General features: G+C 69.2%; 15 protein-coding genes and 2 riboswitches. Of the genes, 4 read left to right on the forward strand and 11 right to left on the reverse strand.

What is annotated here, in order from left to right; all coding sequences use genetic code 11:
- Window positions 1-14: 14 nt before the first annotated feature.
- From ACQY39_RS20400 to ACQY39_RS20450, 11 genes are all read right to left on the reverse strand, one after another.
- Window positions 15-2,153: a TonB-dependent receptor gene (locus ACQY39_RS20400; protein WP_428509323.1), complete on the reverse strand. Its 2,139-nt coding sequence runs from the start codon at window positions 2,151-2,153 to the stop codon at window positions 15-17.
- Between the two features lie 126 nt (window positions 2,154-2,279).
- Window positions 2,280-2,518, reverse strand: a riboswitch (cobalamin riboswitch).
- 20 nt (window positions 2,519-2,538) lie between these two features.
- Window positions 2,539-3,570: a precorrin-3B C(17)-methyltransferase gene (gene cobJ, locus ACQY39_RS20405; RefSeq protein ID WP_428509325.1), complete on the reverse strand. Its 1,032-nt coding sequence runs from the start codon at window positions 3,568-3,570 to the stop codon at window positions 2,539-2,541.
- A gap of 4 nt (window positions 3,571-3,574) precedes the next feature.
- Window positions 3,575-3,997 (reverse strand): cobalamin biosynthesis protein, encoded by a 423-nt coding sequence (locus tag ACQY39_RS20410; RefSeq protein WP_428509327.1) that lies wholly within the window; start codon window positions 3,995-3,997, stop codon window positions 3,575-3,577.
- Complete coding sequence (locus ACQY39_RS20415) at window positions 3,994-4,743, reverse strand: cobalamin biosynthesis central domain-containing protein (protein ID WP_428509329.1); 750 nt, start codon at window positions 4,741-4,743, stop codon at window positions 3,994-3,996. The genes ACQY39_RS20410 and ACQY39_RS20415 overlap by 4 nt, the downstream gene beginning before the upstream one ends.
- Entirely contained in the window at window positions 4,740-5,567 is an 828-nt protein-coding gene (cobI, locus tag ACQY39_RS20420; RefSeq protein WP_428509331.1) for a precorrin-2 C(20)-methyltransferase, read from the reverse strand. Before cobI ends, ACQY39_RS20415 begins: the two co-directional genes overlap by 4 nt.
- Complete coding sequence (cbiE, locus tag ACQY39_RS20425; protein WP_428509333.1) at window positions 5,564-6,928, reverse strand: precorrin-6y C5,15-methyltransferase (decarboxylating) subunit CbiE; 1,365 nt, start codon at window positions 6,926-6,928, stop codon at window positions 5,564-5,566. The genes cobI and cbiE overlap by 4 nt, the downstream gene beginning before the upstream one ends.
- 20 nt (window positions 6,929-6,948) lie before the next feature.
- Window positions 6,949-8,064, reverse strand: coding sequence for a cobalt-precorrin-5B (C(1))-methyltransferase (locus ACQY39_RS20430; RefSeq protein ID WP_428509335.1), 1,116 nt, complete (start codon window positions 8,062-8,064; stop codon window positions 6,949-6,951).
- Window positions 8,061-8,780, reverse strand: coding sequence for a precorrin-8X methylmutase (locus tag ACQY39_RS20435; RefSeq protein ID WP_428509337.1), 720 nt, complete (start codon window positions 8,778-8,780; stop codon window positions 8,061-8,063). The genes ACQY39_RS20430 and ACQY39_RS20435 overlap by 4 nt, the downstream gene beginning before the upstream one ends.
- Window positions 8,777-9,793, reverse strand: coding sequence for a sirohydrochlorin chelatase (locus ACQY39_RS20440; RefSeq protein ID WP_428509339.1), 1,017 nt, complete (start codon window positions 9,791-9,793; stop codon window positions 8,777-8,779). The genes ACQY39_RS20435 and ACQY39_RS20440 overlap by 4 nt, the downstream gene beginning before the upstream one ends.
- A 12-nt stretch (window positions 9,794-9,805) precedes the next feature.
- The gene (cobM, locus tag ACQY39_RS20445; RefSeq protein ID WP_428509341.1) at window positions 9,806-10,621 is read right to left on the reverse strand and encodes a precorrin-4 C(11)-methyltransferase; all 816 of its coding nucleotides are present in this window, start codon (window positions 10,619-10,621) and stop codon (window positions 9,806-9,808) included.
- A complete protein-coding gene (locus ACQY39_RS20450; RefSeq protein ID WP_428509343.1) occupies window positions 10,618-11,271 on the reverse strand; it encodes an energy-coupling factor ABC transporter permease in 654 nt (217 codons plus the stop codon). The genes cobM and ACQY39_RS20450 overlap by 4 nt, the downstream gene beginning before the upstream one ends.
- Before the next feature lie 421 nt (window positions 11,272-11,692).
- Window positions 11,693-11,949, reverse strand: a riboswitch (cobalamin riboswitch).
- Between the two features lie 126 nt (window positions 11,950-12,075).
- Here ACQY39_RS20450 and ACQY39_RS20455 point away from each other — a divergent pair.
- The 4 genes from ACQY39_RS20455 to ACQY39_RS20470 all read left to right on the forward strand — a co-directional run bounded on the left by ACQY39_RS20455 (window position 12,076) and on the right by ACQY39_RS20470 (window position 16,994).
- On the forward strand, window positions 12,076-12,450 hold the full coding sequence (locus ACQY39_RS20455; protein WP_428509345.1) for a hypothetical protein: 375 nt from the start codon (window positions 12,076-12,078) through the stop codon (window positions 12,448-12,450).
- A 76-nt stretch (window positions 12,451-12,526) separates the two neighbouring features.
- On the forward strand, window positions 12,527-13,525 hold the full coding sequence (locus ACQY39_RS20460) for a homoserine kinase (RefSeq protein ID WP_428509347.1): 999 nt from the start codon (window positions 12,527-12,529) through the stop codon (window positions 13,523-13,525).
- Window positions 13,526-13,563: 38 nt separating this feature from the next.
- Window positions 13,564-14,412, forward strand: a complete 849-nt coding sequence (locus ACQY39_RS20465) for a BPSS1780 family membrane protein (RefSeq protein WP_428509349.1) — start codon at window positions 13,564-13,566, stop codon at window positions 14,410-14,412.
- A 143-nt stretch (window positions 14,413-14,555) separates the two neighbouring features.
- On the forward strand, window positions 14,556-16,994 hold the full coding sequence (locus tag ACQY39_RS20470) for a polysaccharide lyase 8 family protein (protein ID WP_428509351.1): 2,439 nt from the start codon (window positions 14,556-14,558) through the stop codon (window positions 16,992-16,994).

Consider the following 16,994-nt stretch of genomic DNA (forward strand, 5'->3'; position numbering starts at 1 on the left):
TGAGCTCCGGGCTGTCAGTCGAAGCGGTAGTCCAGCACCAGATCGGCGCTGCGCGGCTTGCCCAGCATGGCCTGGTTGGCGGTGTAGGTGCTGCTGGCATAGAGCCGGTCACCCAGATTGCGCAGCTGCAGGCGCAGCGCGCCCTGGCGGCTGAAGCGCCAGCCCAGCGAGGCATCCAGCACCGTGTAGCCGGGCAGGCTCTGCGTGTTGGCCGTGTTGGTGCTGCGCTGGCCGACATGGCGCAGGCCGGCGCCCAGGTCGAAGTCGCCCTGCTGGCGGCTGAGCCAGAGGTTGGCCAGGCGCTCGGCCACATTGGGCGGGCGCTTGCCCGCCAGCGAGAGGCCGGCGCTGTCGAAGAGCTCCGTGTAGCGGGCCCGCAGCAAGCTGGTATTGGCATCGACGCGCCAACCCGGCGCCGGCGTCCAGGCCAGGCCCAGCTCCAGGCCGCGCGAGCGCAGGCGCCCGCCCTGCACGCTCTCGCGCGGGTTCTTGGGGTCGGGCGTCAGGATGTGGGTCTTGGCGATCTGGAACAGGGCCGCGCTCCACTCCAGTTCTGCGCCCGCCTGCTTGAAGCCCACTTCGGCCTGCCGGCCTTCGGTCAGGCGCAAGTTGGCGCTGGCCTTGCTCAGCGTGGCGATGGTGCCGACCGGGTCGGTGCCGCTGCTGAGCTGGCCGTAGAGGCTTTGCGCCGGGTTCAGCTGCCAGACCGTGCCCAGGCGCCAGGCGGTGGGCGTGAAGCGGCCGCTCCAGGCATCGGGCTTGGGCGAGAGGATCTGCCGCTCCACCTCGCTGCGATCGCGGCGCAGACCGGCGCTGACATGCCAGCCGTCCAGCGGCTGCCAGTCGGCCTCGGCGAACAGGGCCAGCTGCTCGGTCTGCGAGCGGTTGCGCGGCAGCAGCTCGGCCGCGGCGATGTAGCGGCCGGGGTCGAAGCCATGCAGGGGCACGCTGGTCACCGTCTTGTACTCATACAAATCATTGGCATGCTGAAAACGCAGATCCATGCGTTCCGCGCCCAGCGACCAGTTCAAGCGTCCACCCTGCCCGCCCTGCCCCAACAACTCTGCGCGCAGCCCGTTCTGGCGCAGCTCATGGGCAATACCCAGATAGCCCGAACGCCGCACCGTCTGCGCATCGGCGCTGAGCGCGTACTCCTCCAGGTTCTGCCAGCGCCGGTCGGCCTCGAAACGGTAGGCCACCACGCGGGCGGCCAGGCCCTCGCTCAACCGCCAATCCAGGCGGGCGCGAGCGCGCTCCTGGTCCATGCGCCAGATCGCGTCGCTGATGTTGTAGTTCTCGCCGCGCAGCTCGGCCCAGAGCTGGCCGTTCTTCAGCGGGGCACCGTAGTAGGCACTCGGGCTGTCGCGGTGGATGTCCAGGCTCAGATCCAGGCGCAGATCGGGCGTGGCCTGCCAGCGCAGCATGCTCATCAGCTTGCGGTTGCGGTGCTGGCCGCGTGCGACGAAACCATCGCCGCCCTTGGCCAGCGCATCCAGGCGCAGGCCAAGCTGCTCGCCCAGCGGCCGGCCCAGGCCCAGGCCGAGGCGGTACTCGCCGTCCGTGCCTAGGCCGGCCGTCAGCTCGCTGCGCGCCTCGCGGCCCGGCGCCTTGCGCACCAGATTGATCAGGCCGCCGATGGCGCCGTCGCCGTACAGCACCGAAGCCGGGCCGCGCAGGATCTCGATGCGCTCATAACCAAAGCTGTCAGCGGGCCCGGACTGGGTTCCCGAGGCTGTGGCCATGCGCAGGCCGTCCTCGGCCTGCGCCACCGAATCATTGCCGCTGAAGCCGCGGCTGCTGTAGGTGCTGCCCGAGCCCGGCGAGCCCAGGGCCGCCAGGCCGGTGCTGCGCGAGACCAGCTCGGCCACGCTGGCATCGCCGCGCGCCCGCAGGCGATCGACCTCCAGCACCTCGACGCTGGCCGCCGTTTCCAGCGGGCTCAGGCCCAGGCGGGAGGCCGTGCTTTGCGGCGTCTGCAAGACGCTTCTCTGGGCCTGGCCCTGGATCTGCACGGTGCGCAAGGAAATGGGCGTCGGCGCCTCAGCATCGGCCGCAGGCGGACGGGTCTGGGCCACAGCGGCGCAGCTGGCGAGCGCGGCAGCGCCGAGCAGGGAAAGATGGCGCGCCCCGGGGCGGCCTTGCAATGTCTTCATCATCAAATGTCGTCGGTTCGACCGCCCGCATGGCAGGAAACCGCAGCCTCGCGCCGATGGCGCAGGCCTCAGTTCCGTCCAACACCCCGTGGGCGGTCGTGTTCACAAGCCTCTTGCCGTGGCAAGGGGTTGAACAGCTGGCAGGCCGGTATCCGGACTCGCGAGTCTTGTGGCCTCGCCTTCCCAAGCCCTGAGGCTCAGTGGCAGGTGTTTGCGCCGTGGCAAACACCGTGAGGACACCGCACTCGCCCACCGTTGCGGGGGCAGTCGGGGCATGCGGTCTTGTGGCAAGACCTGACCCCGTTCCCGTTGAACCCGAAAACCCTCGGAAGGGTTCGCGCGGCACCTGGCAGCTGTGTACTTCTTCGTGGTCGTTCAGCGTGTCTCAGCCCTCGATATCGGCCTCCTCCTCTTTGCTGTCCGGCGCCGCGGCTTCCAGCGGTTCGCTCAGGGTCGCGCGCACATAGTCCAGCGGCAGGCGGTGGCGCGCGGCGAGCAGCTCGAAGCTGTCGCCGGCCGCATGGTCGGCCTGCAGCCCTTCCAGCCAGCCCAGCAGGCCGGTGGACAGCGAGCGGCCGGGCCGCTCGCCCGCGCGGGTCTCGCCGCCTTCGCTGAGGTCGTATTTGTTGGAATAGCCGCGCGGCGTGACCATCAGGCCATGCTGGATCACGGTGTTGCTGTTGCCGATCAGCACGGTGCTCAGCATGCCGATCTCGCACTCGCTCATGCGGTCCAGGGTCGTGAACTCGATGCGCTCGCGCCGGCGGTAGGCGCTCTTGACCACGGCGACCGGTGTGTCGGGCCGACGGTGGCGCAGAAAGAGGCGCTGCGCCTCGACGATCTGGCGCGTGCGCCGACCGCTCTTGGGGTTGTAGAGCGCCACCACAAAATCCGCCGCCGCGGCGGCATCGAGCCGGCGCGCAATCGTCGGCCAGGGCGTCAGCAGATCGGACAGCGAGATCGAGCAGAAGTCATGCGTCAGCGGCGCGCCGACGCGCGAGGCGCAGGCATTGATGGCCGAAGCGCCGGGCACGATCTCCAGCTGCACCGGGTCGTCCGGCGTCCAGCCGGCCTGGAACAGCACCTCGTAGGTGGGCCCTGCCATGCCGTAGACGCCGGCGTCGCCCGAGGAAATCAGCGCCACCTTCTTGCCCAGGCGGGCCTGCTCCAGCGCGCTGACCGCCCGGTCCAGCTCCTCGGTCATGCCTTTGCGCACGATCTCCTTGCCCTCCAGCAAATCGGCCACCAGCTTGATGTAGGTGACGTAACCGATCACCACATCGGCCTCGGCAATCGCCGCGCGAGCGCGCAGCGTCATGTGCTCGACGCTGCCGGGGCCGATGCCCACCAGCATGATGCGGCCGGGGCTGGAATGGTTGGGCTCGCTGGCATCGCTGGGCTTCAGTGCTTCATTCATGGCTTCATTCCTTGTGTGAGCGGGCCACCGACACGGTGGCGTGGCGCCCATCGGCGCCGCGGTGCTTGTGTTTTTCCAGCAGCAGATCGCTGACCCGGCCGCCGCCCAGCAGCAGGGCCGCCGCCTCGCTGACCGAGGGCGTGCCGGTGTGGCGCCGCACTGTCTCCGAAGGGTTGGGCACCTCGACACGGGCCAGCTCGGCCGCGCTGAAGAAGTGCAGCGGCCAGCCCTGGGCCGCGGCAAAGGCGAGCAGGCCGGCCTCGTCGGCCTTGAGCGCGATGCTGGCCAGGCCGCGCACCTGGGCCGAGCCGCAGCCCAGGCGCAACAGGGCCTGGGCCACCGCCTGCGCGATGGTCTCGGTCGGCGTGCCGCGGTCGCAGCCCAGACCCAGCACCACCGGCCCGCCAGAGAGCAGCGGCGCGCTCATGCCAGCGGCGGCCGGTAGACGACCAGGCGCTCGGCCAGGCGCTGCCAAAGAATTTCCGGCACCTCGGCATGGGTGACCCAGAGCACGGCCTTGAAGCGGCCCAGGTCCACATCGGCGAAGCGCTCGAAGCGCTGGATGTGCGCCGGCAGCGGCGTCGGCCGCGTCCACCAGTGCGGGCTGCCCGCCTCCTGCACAAAGGCGACCGGCTCCTCGTTGACCACATGGGCGGAGACGCGGGTGATGTTGATCTTGGGCGCCTCGACCCGCCAGCCCAGCTCGCGGCCCAGGATGTCCACCGGAATGGTCTTGCCCACGTCCGAGGCCGTGGTCAGCACCGGCGTGGCGCGCAGCAAAGCCGCGATCTGCTCGGCCATGGCATTGGCGCCGCCGACATGGCCGCTGAGCACCGGGATGACGAACTCGCCCGCATCGTCGACCACCAGCACGCCGGGGTCCTCGTCCTTGCTCTTCAGATGCGGCGCGATCAGACGCACCACCGCACCCAGAGAGACGAAAAACACGATCTGGTCATAACGCGCGAACAGCTCGCCAATCTCATCCTTGAACGCGCCGCTGTAGACCCGCAGCGGGTTGGCCAGGCCGGCCAGGGCCGGTGCGAACTTCTCAGCCACGCAGAGCTCGGCCTGCGGCAGCTCGCGCGCCAGCGCTGCCACTTGCGCGGCGCCATGCTTGGTGATGGCGACCAGGACCACGCGCGGTGCCGCGATGACGTTCTCAGGATTCATGTTTCGCTTTCATCTTCTTGTGGTTCCTCGTCCAGCTCGGCGGCAGCCTGGCTTTCCTTCTTGCGGCAGCCGCGCTGCAGCTCGCCGCGCACCCGCCCCGGGTTGCGCACCAGCAGCAGGGACAGGTAATTGACCTTGGTCCCGCGCAAGCTGGCCACCTCGTGGACGATGCGCTCGACCGGGCTGCCCGCTTTCTCGATGAAGCGGCTGTGGGCCAGCAGGCCGCGCCGCTCCAGCAGGTCGATCAAGTCGTCCAGCAGCGGCTTGACCTTCATCAGCACCAGGGTGTCGAAGTCCTCCAACATGCGCTCGACCGCGGCAATGCCATAGGCCGCCGGCACGATGGCGATGGTGTCGTCCTGCTCGGACAGCGGCATCTGCAGCTGGGCGCAGGCGGCGTTGAAGGAATTGACGCCGGCGACGATTTCGATGCGGGCCTCCGGTTCTAGCTCGCGCAGCACCCGGGCCAGGTAGCCAAAGCTCGCGTAGGTGGAGGCATCGCCTTCGACCAGAAAAAGCACGTCCTGCCCGCCGTCCAGCAGCGCGCGCACCGTCTCGGCCGCCTTCAGCCAGTGGCGGGCCAGCTTCTCGGCGTCATGCGTCATCGGGAACAGCAGGGACTGGTGCTGCGCGGGCGGCTGCAGGCCGGCGCGCAGGGCGATGTCCAGCGCATAGCTGTCCTTGCGCAGGCTGCGCACCGGATAGGTCCAGACGGCATCGCGCCGCTCCAGCAGCGCCCAGCCGCGGCGCGTGATCAGCCCGGGGTCGCCGGGGCCCAGCGAGACGCCGTACAGCGTCCCTTTGGCTTGCACGATCTCGCTCATGCCGCACTCCCGCGCTGCGCGCAGACCACCCAGACCGGGTTCTCCGCCGCCATCCGGTGCATATGCAGAATGGGCCTGCTGCGCGAGGCCTGCAGCTGCAGCACATCCCAGCTCGCGCCACCGGCCTTCAAGGCCTCGACCGCCGTGGCCAGATTCTCCAGCGTCACGAAATTCATCACCAGCCAACCCTGGGGCTTGAGCCGGGCCAACACGCGCTCGATCAGCTCGACCAGCTCGCCGCCCGAGCCGCCGATGAAGACGGCGTCGGGCGCGGGCCAGGCCTCCAGGCCCTCGGGCGCGCGGCCTTGCTGGCTGCTGTGGTTGCTCAGGCCCAGGGCCAGGCGGTTGCGGGCGACGATGGCCGCGTCCTCGGTGTTCTTCTCGATCGCGTAGACATGGCCCTCGGGGCAGAGCCGCGCCGCCTCCAGGCCCACCGAGCCGGAGCCGGCGCCGATGTCCCAGACGATGCTGTTGGCGCGCAGCTGCAGGCGCGCCAGCGACACCGCGCGAACCTCGCGTTTGGTCAAGAGGCCTTTCTCCGGCTGGCGTTGCTCAAAGCTCTCATCGGCCAGGCCGAAGAGCACCGGCCGCGGCCGCGGCTGCAAGCGCAGCAGCAGCATCACATGCAGGGGCGCGAAGCGCAGCTCGGCCACCTCGGCCACGCTGAGCTCGGCCCGCACCCGCTCGCCCGGCTGACACAGCGACTCGGCCACGGCGATCTGAAAGGCCTCGCCCAGCCCTTCGGCCAGCAGCATGCGGGCGATGCGATCGGCGCTGTTTTCCGGGCTGGTCAGCACGGCCACGCGCTCCTGCTGGCGCAGGGTCTGCAACAGCGCATACAGCCCATGCGAGGCATCGGCGCCCGGCTGCCATTCGCCGGCATCGCGGCTGTGCACCGAGCAGAACTTCAGGTCCTGCCAGGGCAGGCCCAGGCGGGCGCAGGCCAGCTGGATGGTGCTCAGGTTCGGCAGCACCTCCAGCGCGTCGATGCACAGGCGCGCCGCCAGATAGCTGGCGATGCCAAAGCACAGCGGGTCGCCGGTGGCCAGCACCACGCAGTGCTGGCCCTGAGCCTGAGCCTCGCGCACCCAAAGCGGCACCTGGGACAGGGCGCTGCCGATCTCATGCCGGCGCGCGCCGGGCGCGATCTCGGCCTCGAACAGGGCCAGGGTGCGGGCGGCGCCGATCACGCAGTCGGCCGCGCGCAGCTGGGCCAGGGCGGCCGCGCTGAGGCTGGCCGCGCCATCGTCCAGCACGCCGATCACCTGGCAGCGCCGGCCGCTGAAGCGCTGGCCTTCGTAGCGGGTGTCTTCGCCCTGCGGCGGGCGCGGCGCATGGGTGTGGGTTTCAGAAATCGTCATGTCTGTCATCTGAGTGGTCTTCAATGGCTGGCCGCCTCGGCCAGCTTGCGGCCCTCGAAATCGCAGACCAGCACGGTCAGGCGGAACTTGCCCGGGTAGCGGCCCATCAGGGTCTGCACCACGCGCTCGGCCAGGGCCTGGTGGAACTCCAGCACCAGGCCCAGGGCCTCGACGCGCTCGCTGGCATAGCGGGCGGTTTCGGCGTTGCGGATGTCCTCGCAGACCTCGGCCGGCACGCCGATGCCGGCGCAGAGCTCGGCCAGCAGGCCGGTGTCCACCTCGGCGCGGCCGGCGTGGGTGATGGTCTCGCCCTGGGCGATCTTGGTCAGCTTGCCCACCATGCCGCCGATCACCACATGGTCCAGGCGAGCCTTGACCGCCGCGTCCAGCGCATAGCGCAGGAAGTCGCCCATCTGCACAAAGCAGGCTTGCGGCAGCTCCGGGTATTCGGCCATGACGAACTTCTCGGTGCGGCCGCCGGTGGTCAGGGCCACCATGCCGGCTCCCGTGGTTCCGGCGACCTGCACGCCCTGCACCACGCTGGCCCGGTAGGCCGCCGTCGAGTAGGGCTTGACGATGCCGGTGGTGCCCAGGATGGAGATGCCGCCGAGGATGCCCAGTCGCGCGTTGAGCGTTTTCTTGGCCATCTCCAGGCCTTGCGGCACCGAGATGCAGACCTCCAGGCCCAGCTCATCGAGCAGGCTCTGGCCCACCTCGCGCACGTTGTCCTCGATATTGCGGCGCGGCACCGGGTTGATGGCCGGGCCACCCACCGCCAGGCCCAGGCCCGGCATGGTCACCGTGCCAACGCCGAAGCCGCCGGCCAGCAAGACCTGACCCTGCAGTTCCGGGCGCAGGCTGACATCGGCCGTCAGATGGGCTTTGTCGGTGCAGTCGGGGTCGTCGCCGGCGTCCTTGATGACCATGGCATGGGCGACACGGGCCAGGCCCTCGCCCTCGCAGCGGCCGTCCTGCACCGCGAAGCTGACGCGCTGCCCGTTCGGCAGCAGGCATTCCACCGTCTCGGGCACGGCACCGTGCACCAGGCCCAGCACGGCCGCCCGCGCGGCCGCAGCCGAGCAGGCGCCGGTGGTGAAGCCGGTGCGGGTGCCGCGCTTGACGGTCTTGTCCATCATGGCGAGTGCGGCTCCTGATTCAAGGTCTCGCGCTCGCGCGCCTCGGCCAGGCCCAGCAGCGCATGGATGGCCGCCACCACCAGGGTGGAGCCGCCCTTGCGGCCGCGGATGATGATCCAGGGCACCTCATGCAGCTCGGCCATCAAGTCCTTGCTCTCGGCCGCCGAGACAAAACCGACCGGCATGCCGACCACCAGGGCCGGCCGCACGCCCAGCTCGCGGATCAGGCGCACCAGCTCGATCAGGGCTGTGGGCGCATTGCCGATGCCGACGATGGCGCCGTCCAGCAGGCCTTGGGCCTGGGCCTTGCGCATGGCCTGCACGGCGCGGGTCGTGCCCTGCTCGGTGGCCGCCTGGATGACATCGGCATCGCTGATGAATTGGTGCGTGCGGATGCCGAAGTGAGCCAGGCGCGGGCGCGAAAGGCCGACGCAAATCATCTCTACATCGGCCACCACACGGCTGGGCGCGCGCCCGCCCGTGGCAAGAATGGCGGCGATGCCGGCCTCGACCGCCTGCGGGTGAAAGTCCGTCAGGCCGTTGAAATCGAAGTCGGCATTGGCGTGGATCATGCGGCGCACCACCGGCCACTGCAGCGCGTCGTAGCCGTGCGGACCGACCTCGGTGTCGATCACCGCGAAGGAGTCATGCTCGATGGCCCGCCCGGCCGCGGTCAGCTGCTCGGTGACGGTGTTGCCCTGGGCGTGGACGCTCATGCCGGCGCATGCCCGTGGGCATGGTCGTCGTGGGGGTGATGATGGTGGTGATGGTGCTCATGACCGTGCGCGTGGCTGTGGTCATGAGCGTGGTCATGCGAATGCGCGTGGTCGTGCGCATGCGAATGGTCATGCCCATGGTCGTGATCGTGCACATGCGGCTCCGGCCCATGGTGATGGCCGCCATGGCCCAGGCTGACGGCGATCTCGCGGAACTTGCAGCCGTCGCAAGGCATCAGGGCGGCCGGGGCGCCGGCGCGCAGGTCGGCGGCGCGCTGCTCCAGAAGCTCGAAGATCTCGCGCTCGGCCCCGAAATAATCGGCCAGGGCAAAACGCAGCTGCGGGTACTGCAGGCGCAGATGCTCGACCTGGCGCTCGATGCGGCTGATCAAGGTGCCGCTGAACAGGTAGTAAGGCAAGACGACGATCTGCGTCATCAGCTGCTGGCTTTGCCGCTGCACCACCCGCTCCAGACGCGGATGGGTGATGCCGGTGAAGGCCACATCGACCAGCTCATGGTCGCCCTCCTCCAGCAGCCAGCGCGCCATCTTGGCCACATCGCCATTGGCCTGGCGGTCCGAGGCGCCGCGGCCCAGCAGCACCACGCCGGTGTTGCGCGGGTCGGGCATGTCCAGGCTCATCATGGCCTGGCGCAGGCGGCGCTTGAGCAGGGCGAGGATGGGGTCGCAGGCGCTCAGATGCGGGGCATAGAGAAACTGCGTGCCAGGGCAGTCCAGACGCGCGCTGTCGATGGCCTGCGGGATGTCCATCTTCACATGCCCCGCGGCATTGAGGATCAGCGGCAGCACCAGCACGCGCTGCGCGCCGGCGGCGGCGCGGCGCAGGCCGCTGTGCAACATCACCGGCGCAAATTCGATGAAGCAGACCTCGATGCGCCAGCCCGGCTGACGCTGGCGCCATTGCTGGGCAAAGGCCTCGATCTCGTCGTTGGCGCCGGCTTCGCGCGAGCCGTGGCCGACCAGCAGGATGGTTTCGTTCGGGGTGATTGACATGGTGAGTTCGCCTCAGAGTTCGGGCTGGGCCGGCTCGCTGGCGCGGCGGAAGCGGTGGGTGAAGCTGGGGTCGTAGAGCTTGGACTTGGCCAGCTCGGGCCAGTGGCGCGAGCCCAGGGTCGGGCTGGCGATGACCATGGACTGGCTGACGATGCCGGCCTCGCGGCAGCGCTGTTTCACATCGGCCAGGGTGGCGCGCAGGATCTGCTCCTCGCCCGGCCAGGAGGCCTTGTGCACCACCAGGATGGGCGCGTCCTCGGCCCAGCCGGCCGCGCGCAGCTCGGCCGTGAGCTGGCCCAGCAAGGTGATGGACAGAAAGATGCACAAGGTGCAGCGGTGCGCGGCCAGGGCCGCCAGGTCCTCGCCCGCCGGCATGGGCGTGCGCCCGGCCACGCGGGTGAAGATCACCGTCTGCGTCAGCTCCGGCAGGGTGAAGGTCTCCACCGCCGCCGCGGCCGAGGCCATGGCCGAAGACACGCCCGGCACCACACGCAGCGGCACGCCGGCCGCATCGAGCGGCTGAACCAGCTCCATCAGCGCGCCGTAGAGCGCCGGGTCGCCGGTCTGCAGACGCAGCACGGTGTCGTGGCACGCGGCGCGCTCGATCAGCCAGGCCGACATCTGGTCCAGCGTCATGCCTTTCGAGTCGGCGATCTCGCAACCCGGCGGCGCCCAGCGCGTGGCCGCCTCGTCGACCAGGGAGCCGGCAAACAGGATGGCGCCGGCGCGCTCGATCAGAGCGCGGCCCTTGACCGTGATCAGGTCCGGGTCGCCCGGGCCGGCGCCGACGAACCAGACCGTGCCGGGCTCGGCTCGCGCCTCGCTCATGCGCGGCTGGCCGAGGGCGCGAAGCACAGCGCGGCGAACGCCTGGCGGCGCAGCAAGCCGGCCGGGCGCAGCAGCCACAGCGTGCCCAGCGTCACCACGGGCTCCAGCAGCACGACCGGCGCGTAGGCCAAGGCAAAGCGCGCCCACTCGACCACGCTGGTCTCACCCTGGCCGATGGCCAGCCAGAAGCCCACCATGGCGATCACGCCGCCGTAGTAGGCGCTGTCCAGTTGCAGCAGGGTCTTGACGGTGATGGGCCGCTCGCCGTGGACCAGGCGCTGGGCCAGGCCGTAATGCACGGCCATCAGCGGCAGCATCAGCGAGAGCGAGTTGACCGCCAGATGCACGAGATCCTGCGGCTCGAACACCAGGCCTTGCAGCAGCAGGCCGAGGGCCAGGCCCAAGAGCGTCGGCACAAAGCCGAAGCTCAGGTAGAGCGGCATGGCGCCGAGGAAATGCAGCTCGGACGGCCCGGCCTTCATATGGAAGGCCTGCATGAACAGCGAAAAGAACAGCGCCGCCAGCAGGGTGCGCAGCAAGAGGGCCGGCTGCTTGAACAGCGGCGGCAGATAAGCCAGCAGCAAGGGGCCGGCCACGGCGGCGGCCAGGGTCAGCTTGGCGGGGGCGATCAGCCCGGGTTCGATGTGCATGGCGGCAGCTCCGGCAAATGAAGGTGGGTGAAGAGACGAGAAGGCAGCGCGGCGGACGGCCGCGCAAGGCGAAGCAACGCGCAAGCCACGGCCAGGGCCGGACGCACGCGTCAGCGAGGGAAATTCAAGACAGGGTGGGAGCGGGCTTAGCCAGGGCCGGCGCGCCCACAGGCGCGAGGCGCGGGGCGCGAGCGGCCATGCGGCAGCTTCAGCCGACCGGCCGCAATCCGCAGGCGAACGAGCGCCAAGGACGAGGCCGATCCCGGCTGGCTGCGCCACAAGGCACGGCGAGCGAAGACCTGAAACTCAGACCCGATCAGGGCCTAGGAGGGGGAGGAATCCATGGGTAGAGACACCGAAACAGCGCGATCGCCCGCTTCCCCGCAGGTTTTCGCCACATGGTGCGGCAGCCCAAGGGCTGCGGCGCACCGCTTCGTTGGCCGGTATCCGGGCTGGTGAAATCGAGTCCATCGCCTTCCCAGATGCAAACAACAACATCCAGTGGCTTGAGATGAACCCTGAGGCCGGCTTGGCGCTAGGCCAGGCCGCTTCGTTCACGCACCGTTGCGGGGGCAGCTCAGTCAGGCAAGGTCCGAATGGACGGCTTGCATCTACTGATTCCCGTTTAACTGCAGGACTTTTGGGAGTCCCACGAGCACCAACAGGGCCGCATCCTAGCGCAAAACCGCGCGCCCGAACAAGCACTGTGCGAACTGCGGGTTAGGCAAAGACAACCGCGACCGCGCGGCCTGGGCAGCGACCCTGCCGACAGCGGCGCCGGGCCCCCGGCCCTAGAATGCAAACATGAACTCCTCGACCTTTTGGTTTCGATCACTGCCGGCCGTCCTGGCCCTGCTGAGTGCCGTGGCCCAAGCCGCCGATCCGGCGCCGGCGAAGCCTACCCAGGCGCCCGAATCCGCCCTGGCAAGTGCCCCGACAACTGCCGCGGCAGGCGCGGCCGACGCCCGTGTGAGCGTTGCTGTGATCGAGGACGACAGCACCCGTATCGAAGAGACGCGGGTGCGAGGCCAGACCCAGAAGGTCACGGTCCAGCCCAAGAACAGCAATTTGCCCGGCTACGAAATCCTCATGGTCGATGGCGGCCGCGACCTGTCGGCCGGCCCGGGCTCGACCCGCGGCGGCGGCGGCAAACGCGTCTGGAACCTCTTCAACTTCTGAAGACTGCGCGCCGGCCGGCCTCCGAGGCACCGGCCCGGCGCTGCGGCTTCACCCTTCCTGCTCCGGCAGTGCTGACATGGCTGTATTTACTGAAGTGACGCTGGATCAGGCTCAAGCCCTGAGCAAGCGCCTGAACCTGGGTGCGGTGCTGGGCTTGCGCGGCATCGGCGCCGGCATCGAGAACACCAACTATTTCCTGAGCACCGAGCGCGGCGAGTTTGTGCTGACCCTGTTCGAGCGCCTGAGCTTCGAGCAGCTGCCCTTCTACCTGCAGCTGATGAAACACCTGGCCACGCGCGGCCTGGCCGTGCCGGACCCGCAGGCCGATGCCAGCGGCACCATCCTCTTCGAGCTGCAAGGCAAGCCGGCCGCCGTGGTCAACAAGCTGCGCGGCGGCCACCAGCTGGCGCCCGACCTGCACCACTGCCAGCAAGTCGGCGCCGAGCTGGCCCGCATGCATCTGGCCGGCCAGGATTTCCCCCTGCAGCAAGCCAATCTGCGCGGCCTGGCCTGGTGGAATGAGACCGTGCCCGTGATCCTGCCCTTTCTGGCGCCGGAACAAGCAGAGCTGCTCAGCAGCGAGCTGGCCTACCAGCAGCAGCTGGCCGCCTCGGCCGGCTATGCGGACTTGCCGCGCGGCCCCATCCACGCCGATCTGTTCCGCGACAACGTGATGTTCGAGCCGGTGCCGCAGGAGGCCGGTGTCCAGACCCTGCCCGGGCGCGAGCGCTTGAGCGGCTTCTTCGATTTCTACTTCGCCGGCGTTGACACCTGGCTCTTCGACCTGGCCGTGTGCCTGAACGACTGGTGCATCGACCTGGCCAGCGGCCGCCTCGACGAAGCCCGCGCCCAGGCCTTTGTGCAAGCCTATGAAACCGTGCGCCCCTTGAGCGGCACCGAACACCGCCTGCTGCCGGGCCTGCTGCGTGCCGCGGCTCTGCGCTTCTGGATCTCGCGGCTCTGGGATGTGTACCTGCCGCGCCAAGCCAGCATGCTCAAGCCCCACGACCCAGCCCATTTCGAGCGCGTGCTGCGCGAACGCATCGCGCGTGCCTGGCATGCGCTGCCGGCCTGAGGCCGCATCCCCCACCCAACATCGAGTGATCTGACGGAATGAGCGAAGCCAGTCGCCCCACCAACCCCATGGTCCTGCATCTGCAGACCGTGCCCGCCCGCAATGGCCAGCTGTGGATACGGCATGGCATGAAAGTCTTCCAGCGCCGCCCCATGGCCCTGGCAAGCCTGTTCGCCACATTTGTGTTCCTGGCCTTCGCCTTGCTGCTGCTGCCCGGCGTCGGCATCGTCATGGTGCTGATGGCCGTGCCCTTGCTGTCCCTGGGCTTCATGTTGGCCACCCACCTGGTTCTGCAGGAAAAAACACCAACAGCCGCGGTCTTCCTGGCGCCGCTGCGCCTGACCCGGGAGCGGCGCAACACCCAGCTGATGCTGGGCGCCCTCTATGCCCTGGCCACGGTCGGCATCAGCCTGCTGTCCGAATGGGTGGACGGCGGCACGCTGGAGCAGTTGCAGGTGCTGATGGGCAAGGAGGCACCGGCCGCCGAGATTGAAGCCGTCACGTCCGACCCGCGCCTGTTCTGGGGCGCCGTCACCCGTCTGGGCCTGGCCGGCCTGGTGTCGATCCCCTTCTGGCACGCACCAGCCCTGGTGCACTGGGGCGGCCAAGGTCTGCTGCAGGCGCTGTTCTCCAGCACCCTGGGCGTCTGGCGCAACAAGGGCGCTTTTGCCTACAACGCCTTGCTCTGGGCCAGCGCGGTCCTGGGTTTGTCGGGCGTGTTGAGCGTCTTGCTCGGCGTTCTGGGTCTGGGCCAGTACGTGGCCCTGGTCGCCATGCCGGCGGGTCTGCTGCTGACGACGGTGTTCTACGCCTCGCTCTACTTCAGCTTCATCGACTGCTTCATGTTCGGCGCGCCCAAGGATCTGCCGGCCGCCAAGAGCGAATAAGCCCGCACGGGGCCCCAGGCCAACTGGAGGCCCTGGAGGCCCTGGCGACAACCCTAGCTTTGCGTCGTGCGCAAACTGTTAACGTTCACCTCAAATAACATGCCTACAACATACCCGCAGGCCATCACTGAGGAGACGAGACCATGACCCCAACGATTCCGCGCCCAAGCTTCTGGCGCCCCACCCTGCTGGCCCTGGCCTGCAGCCTGACCCTGCAGGGCGCGCATGCCCAAGACAGCAGCAGCTATGCCGAGCTGCGCACGCGCTGGCAGCAGCAACTCACCGGCGCCGGCCGCGCTGCGCCCACCTTGCCCGAGTGGCAGGCCGCCGCGACAGAGCTGGCCGACAAGGCCGAGCTGCACTGGCAAAACATGAACCTGGCCAGCACCACGCCCGGCCTGTGGCCCGACCTGCAAAGCAGCAGCGACGCCTCGGTGCTGACCAGCCACTACGCGCGCCTGCTGCTGATGGCGCGCGCCTACGCCTCGCCGGGCTCGCGGCTCCAAGGCCGCACAGACCTGGCCGAAGCCATCCAGGACGGCCTGGCCTGGATGCACGCCAACCGCTACCGCCCCGGCCTCGCCCGCTACGGCAACTGGTGGGATTGGGAGATCGGCGCGCCTCAGGCCCTGACCAGCATCCTCACGGTCATGCACGCAGAGCTCAGCGCGACCGAACGCGAGCGCTACCTGGCCAGCGTGGACTTCTACGTGCCCGACGCCACCTACCGCGGCAACCAGCCCAGCCTGGAAGAGACCGGCGCCAATCGCCTGGACAAGGCCTTGATCATCGGCGTGCGCGGCGCGCTCGGCGACTCGGACGAGCGCCTGCGCCACGCCCGCGACGCCATCAGCCAGACCCTGCCCGATGTCACCCAGGGCGATGGCTTCTACGCCGACGGCTCCTTCATCCAGCACAACTATGTGGCCTACACCGGCAGCTACGGCCTGGTGATGCTGGACAGCCTCTCGCGCCTGCTGCTGCTCTTGAACGGCAGCCTCTGGGCGCCGGACGACCCGGAGCTCAGCCATGTCTACGACTGGACCGAGCGCGCCTTCCGCCCCCTGGTGCGCGACGGCGCCATGGCCGACTCGGTGCGCGGCCGTGCCATCGCCCGGCGCAGTTCCAGCAACCACTCCGCCGGCCGCAGCCTGATGGGCTCGCTGCTGCGCTTGGCCGAGGGCGCGCCTGCGGCCCAGGCGCAGCCGCTCAAGGAAATGGTCAAGGGCTGGCTGCAGCGCAACCGCTATCTGGGCCCGAGCTGCTACAGCGGCCAGACCCTGAGCCCGGAGAGCGCCTGCGCCAAATTCTCGCTCCACGAAATCAGCCTGCTGCACAGCCTGCAAGCCGACACCGGCATCACGCCTGCGCCGGAGCGCGCCGGCGCCCAGGTCTTTGCCAGCATGGACCGCGCCGTGCTGCGCCACGCCGATTTCAGCTTCGATCTGAGCCTGTTCTCCAACCGCATCAGCGCCTACGAATCGGGCAATGGCGAGAACCTGCGCCCCTGGTGGACCGGCATGGGCATGAGCAGCCTGCACAACGCCGACCAGCAAGCCTTTGATGGCGACTACTGGGCCACGGTCGACCTGCTGCGTCTGGCCGGCACCACCACCGACCGCAGCAGCGCCGCCCTCAAGAACTGGGCCCTGATCAAGAACACCAGCAACTGGGTCGGCGGCGCCCAGCTCGAAGGCCGCTACGCCATCGCCACGCTGGACTTCGGTGCGCTCAACGTGACCGGCAGCTCGCTCAAGGGCAAGAAGGCCTGGTTCCTGTTCGGCGACAAGATCTTCGCCCTGGGCGCGGCCATCAGCAGCGGCAACAGCCTGGCCGTGGAGACCGTGGTCGAGAACCGCAAGCTCAACCCCGCCGGCAGCAATGCGCTGACCGTGGGCGGCCAGTTGCAGCCGAGCACACCGGGCTGGTCGCAAAGCTTCAGCGGCGCCGCCTGGGCCCATCTGGCCGGCAGCCAGGCGGGCGCGGACATCGGCTATGTCTTCCCCGACCGGCCCACCGTGCAGGCCTTGCGCGAGACGCGCAGCGGCAACTGGAAGGCCATCAAATCGCAAGAGGCGGCCGACAGCGTCAGCGCCCATTACCTGAGCCTGGCCCTGCCCCACGGCATCAAGCCCACGGCCGCCAACTACAGCTATGTCATCCTGCCCGGCCGCAGCGCCGCGCAGACGGCCGCCTATGCCGCCCAGCCCACGCTCAAGATCCTGGCGCGCAGCACCGACATGCTGGCCGTGCGGGACAGCAGCCTCGGCCTGGTGGGCGCGAACTTCCTGACCAATGGCAGCAAAACGCTGAACCTCGACGGCAAACCCCTGCTGACCAGCAGCGCCAAGGCCTCGGTGCTGATGCGCGAGAGCGGCGATGAGCTGGCCCTCAGCGTGGCCGACCCCACCCAGGTCAACACCGGCAGCATCACTCTGGATCTTCAGCGCGCCGCCAGCGCCGTGCTGGCCAGCAGCCCCGGCATCACTGTGCTGCGCCTGGCGCCCACGGTGCAGCTACAGGTCAATGTGGCGCAATCGGCCGGGCGCTCCTTCGAGGCTCGCTTCCGGCTGCAGCGCTGA

This window comes from Roseateles sp., from assembly GCF_965262435.1.
GTDB lineage: Bacteria > Pseudomonadota > Gammaproteobacteria > Burkholderiales > Burkholderiaceae_C > Paucibacter_A.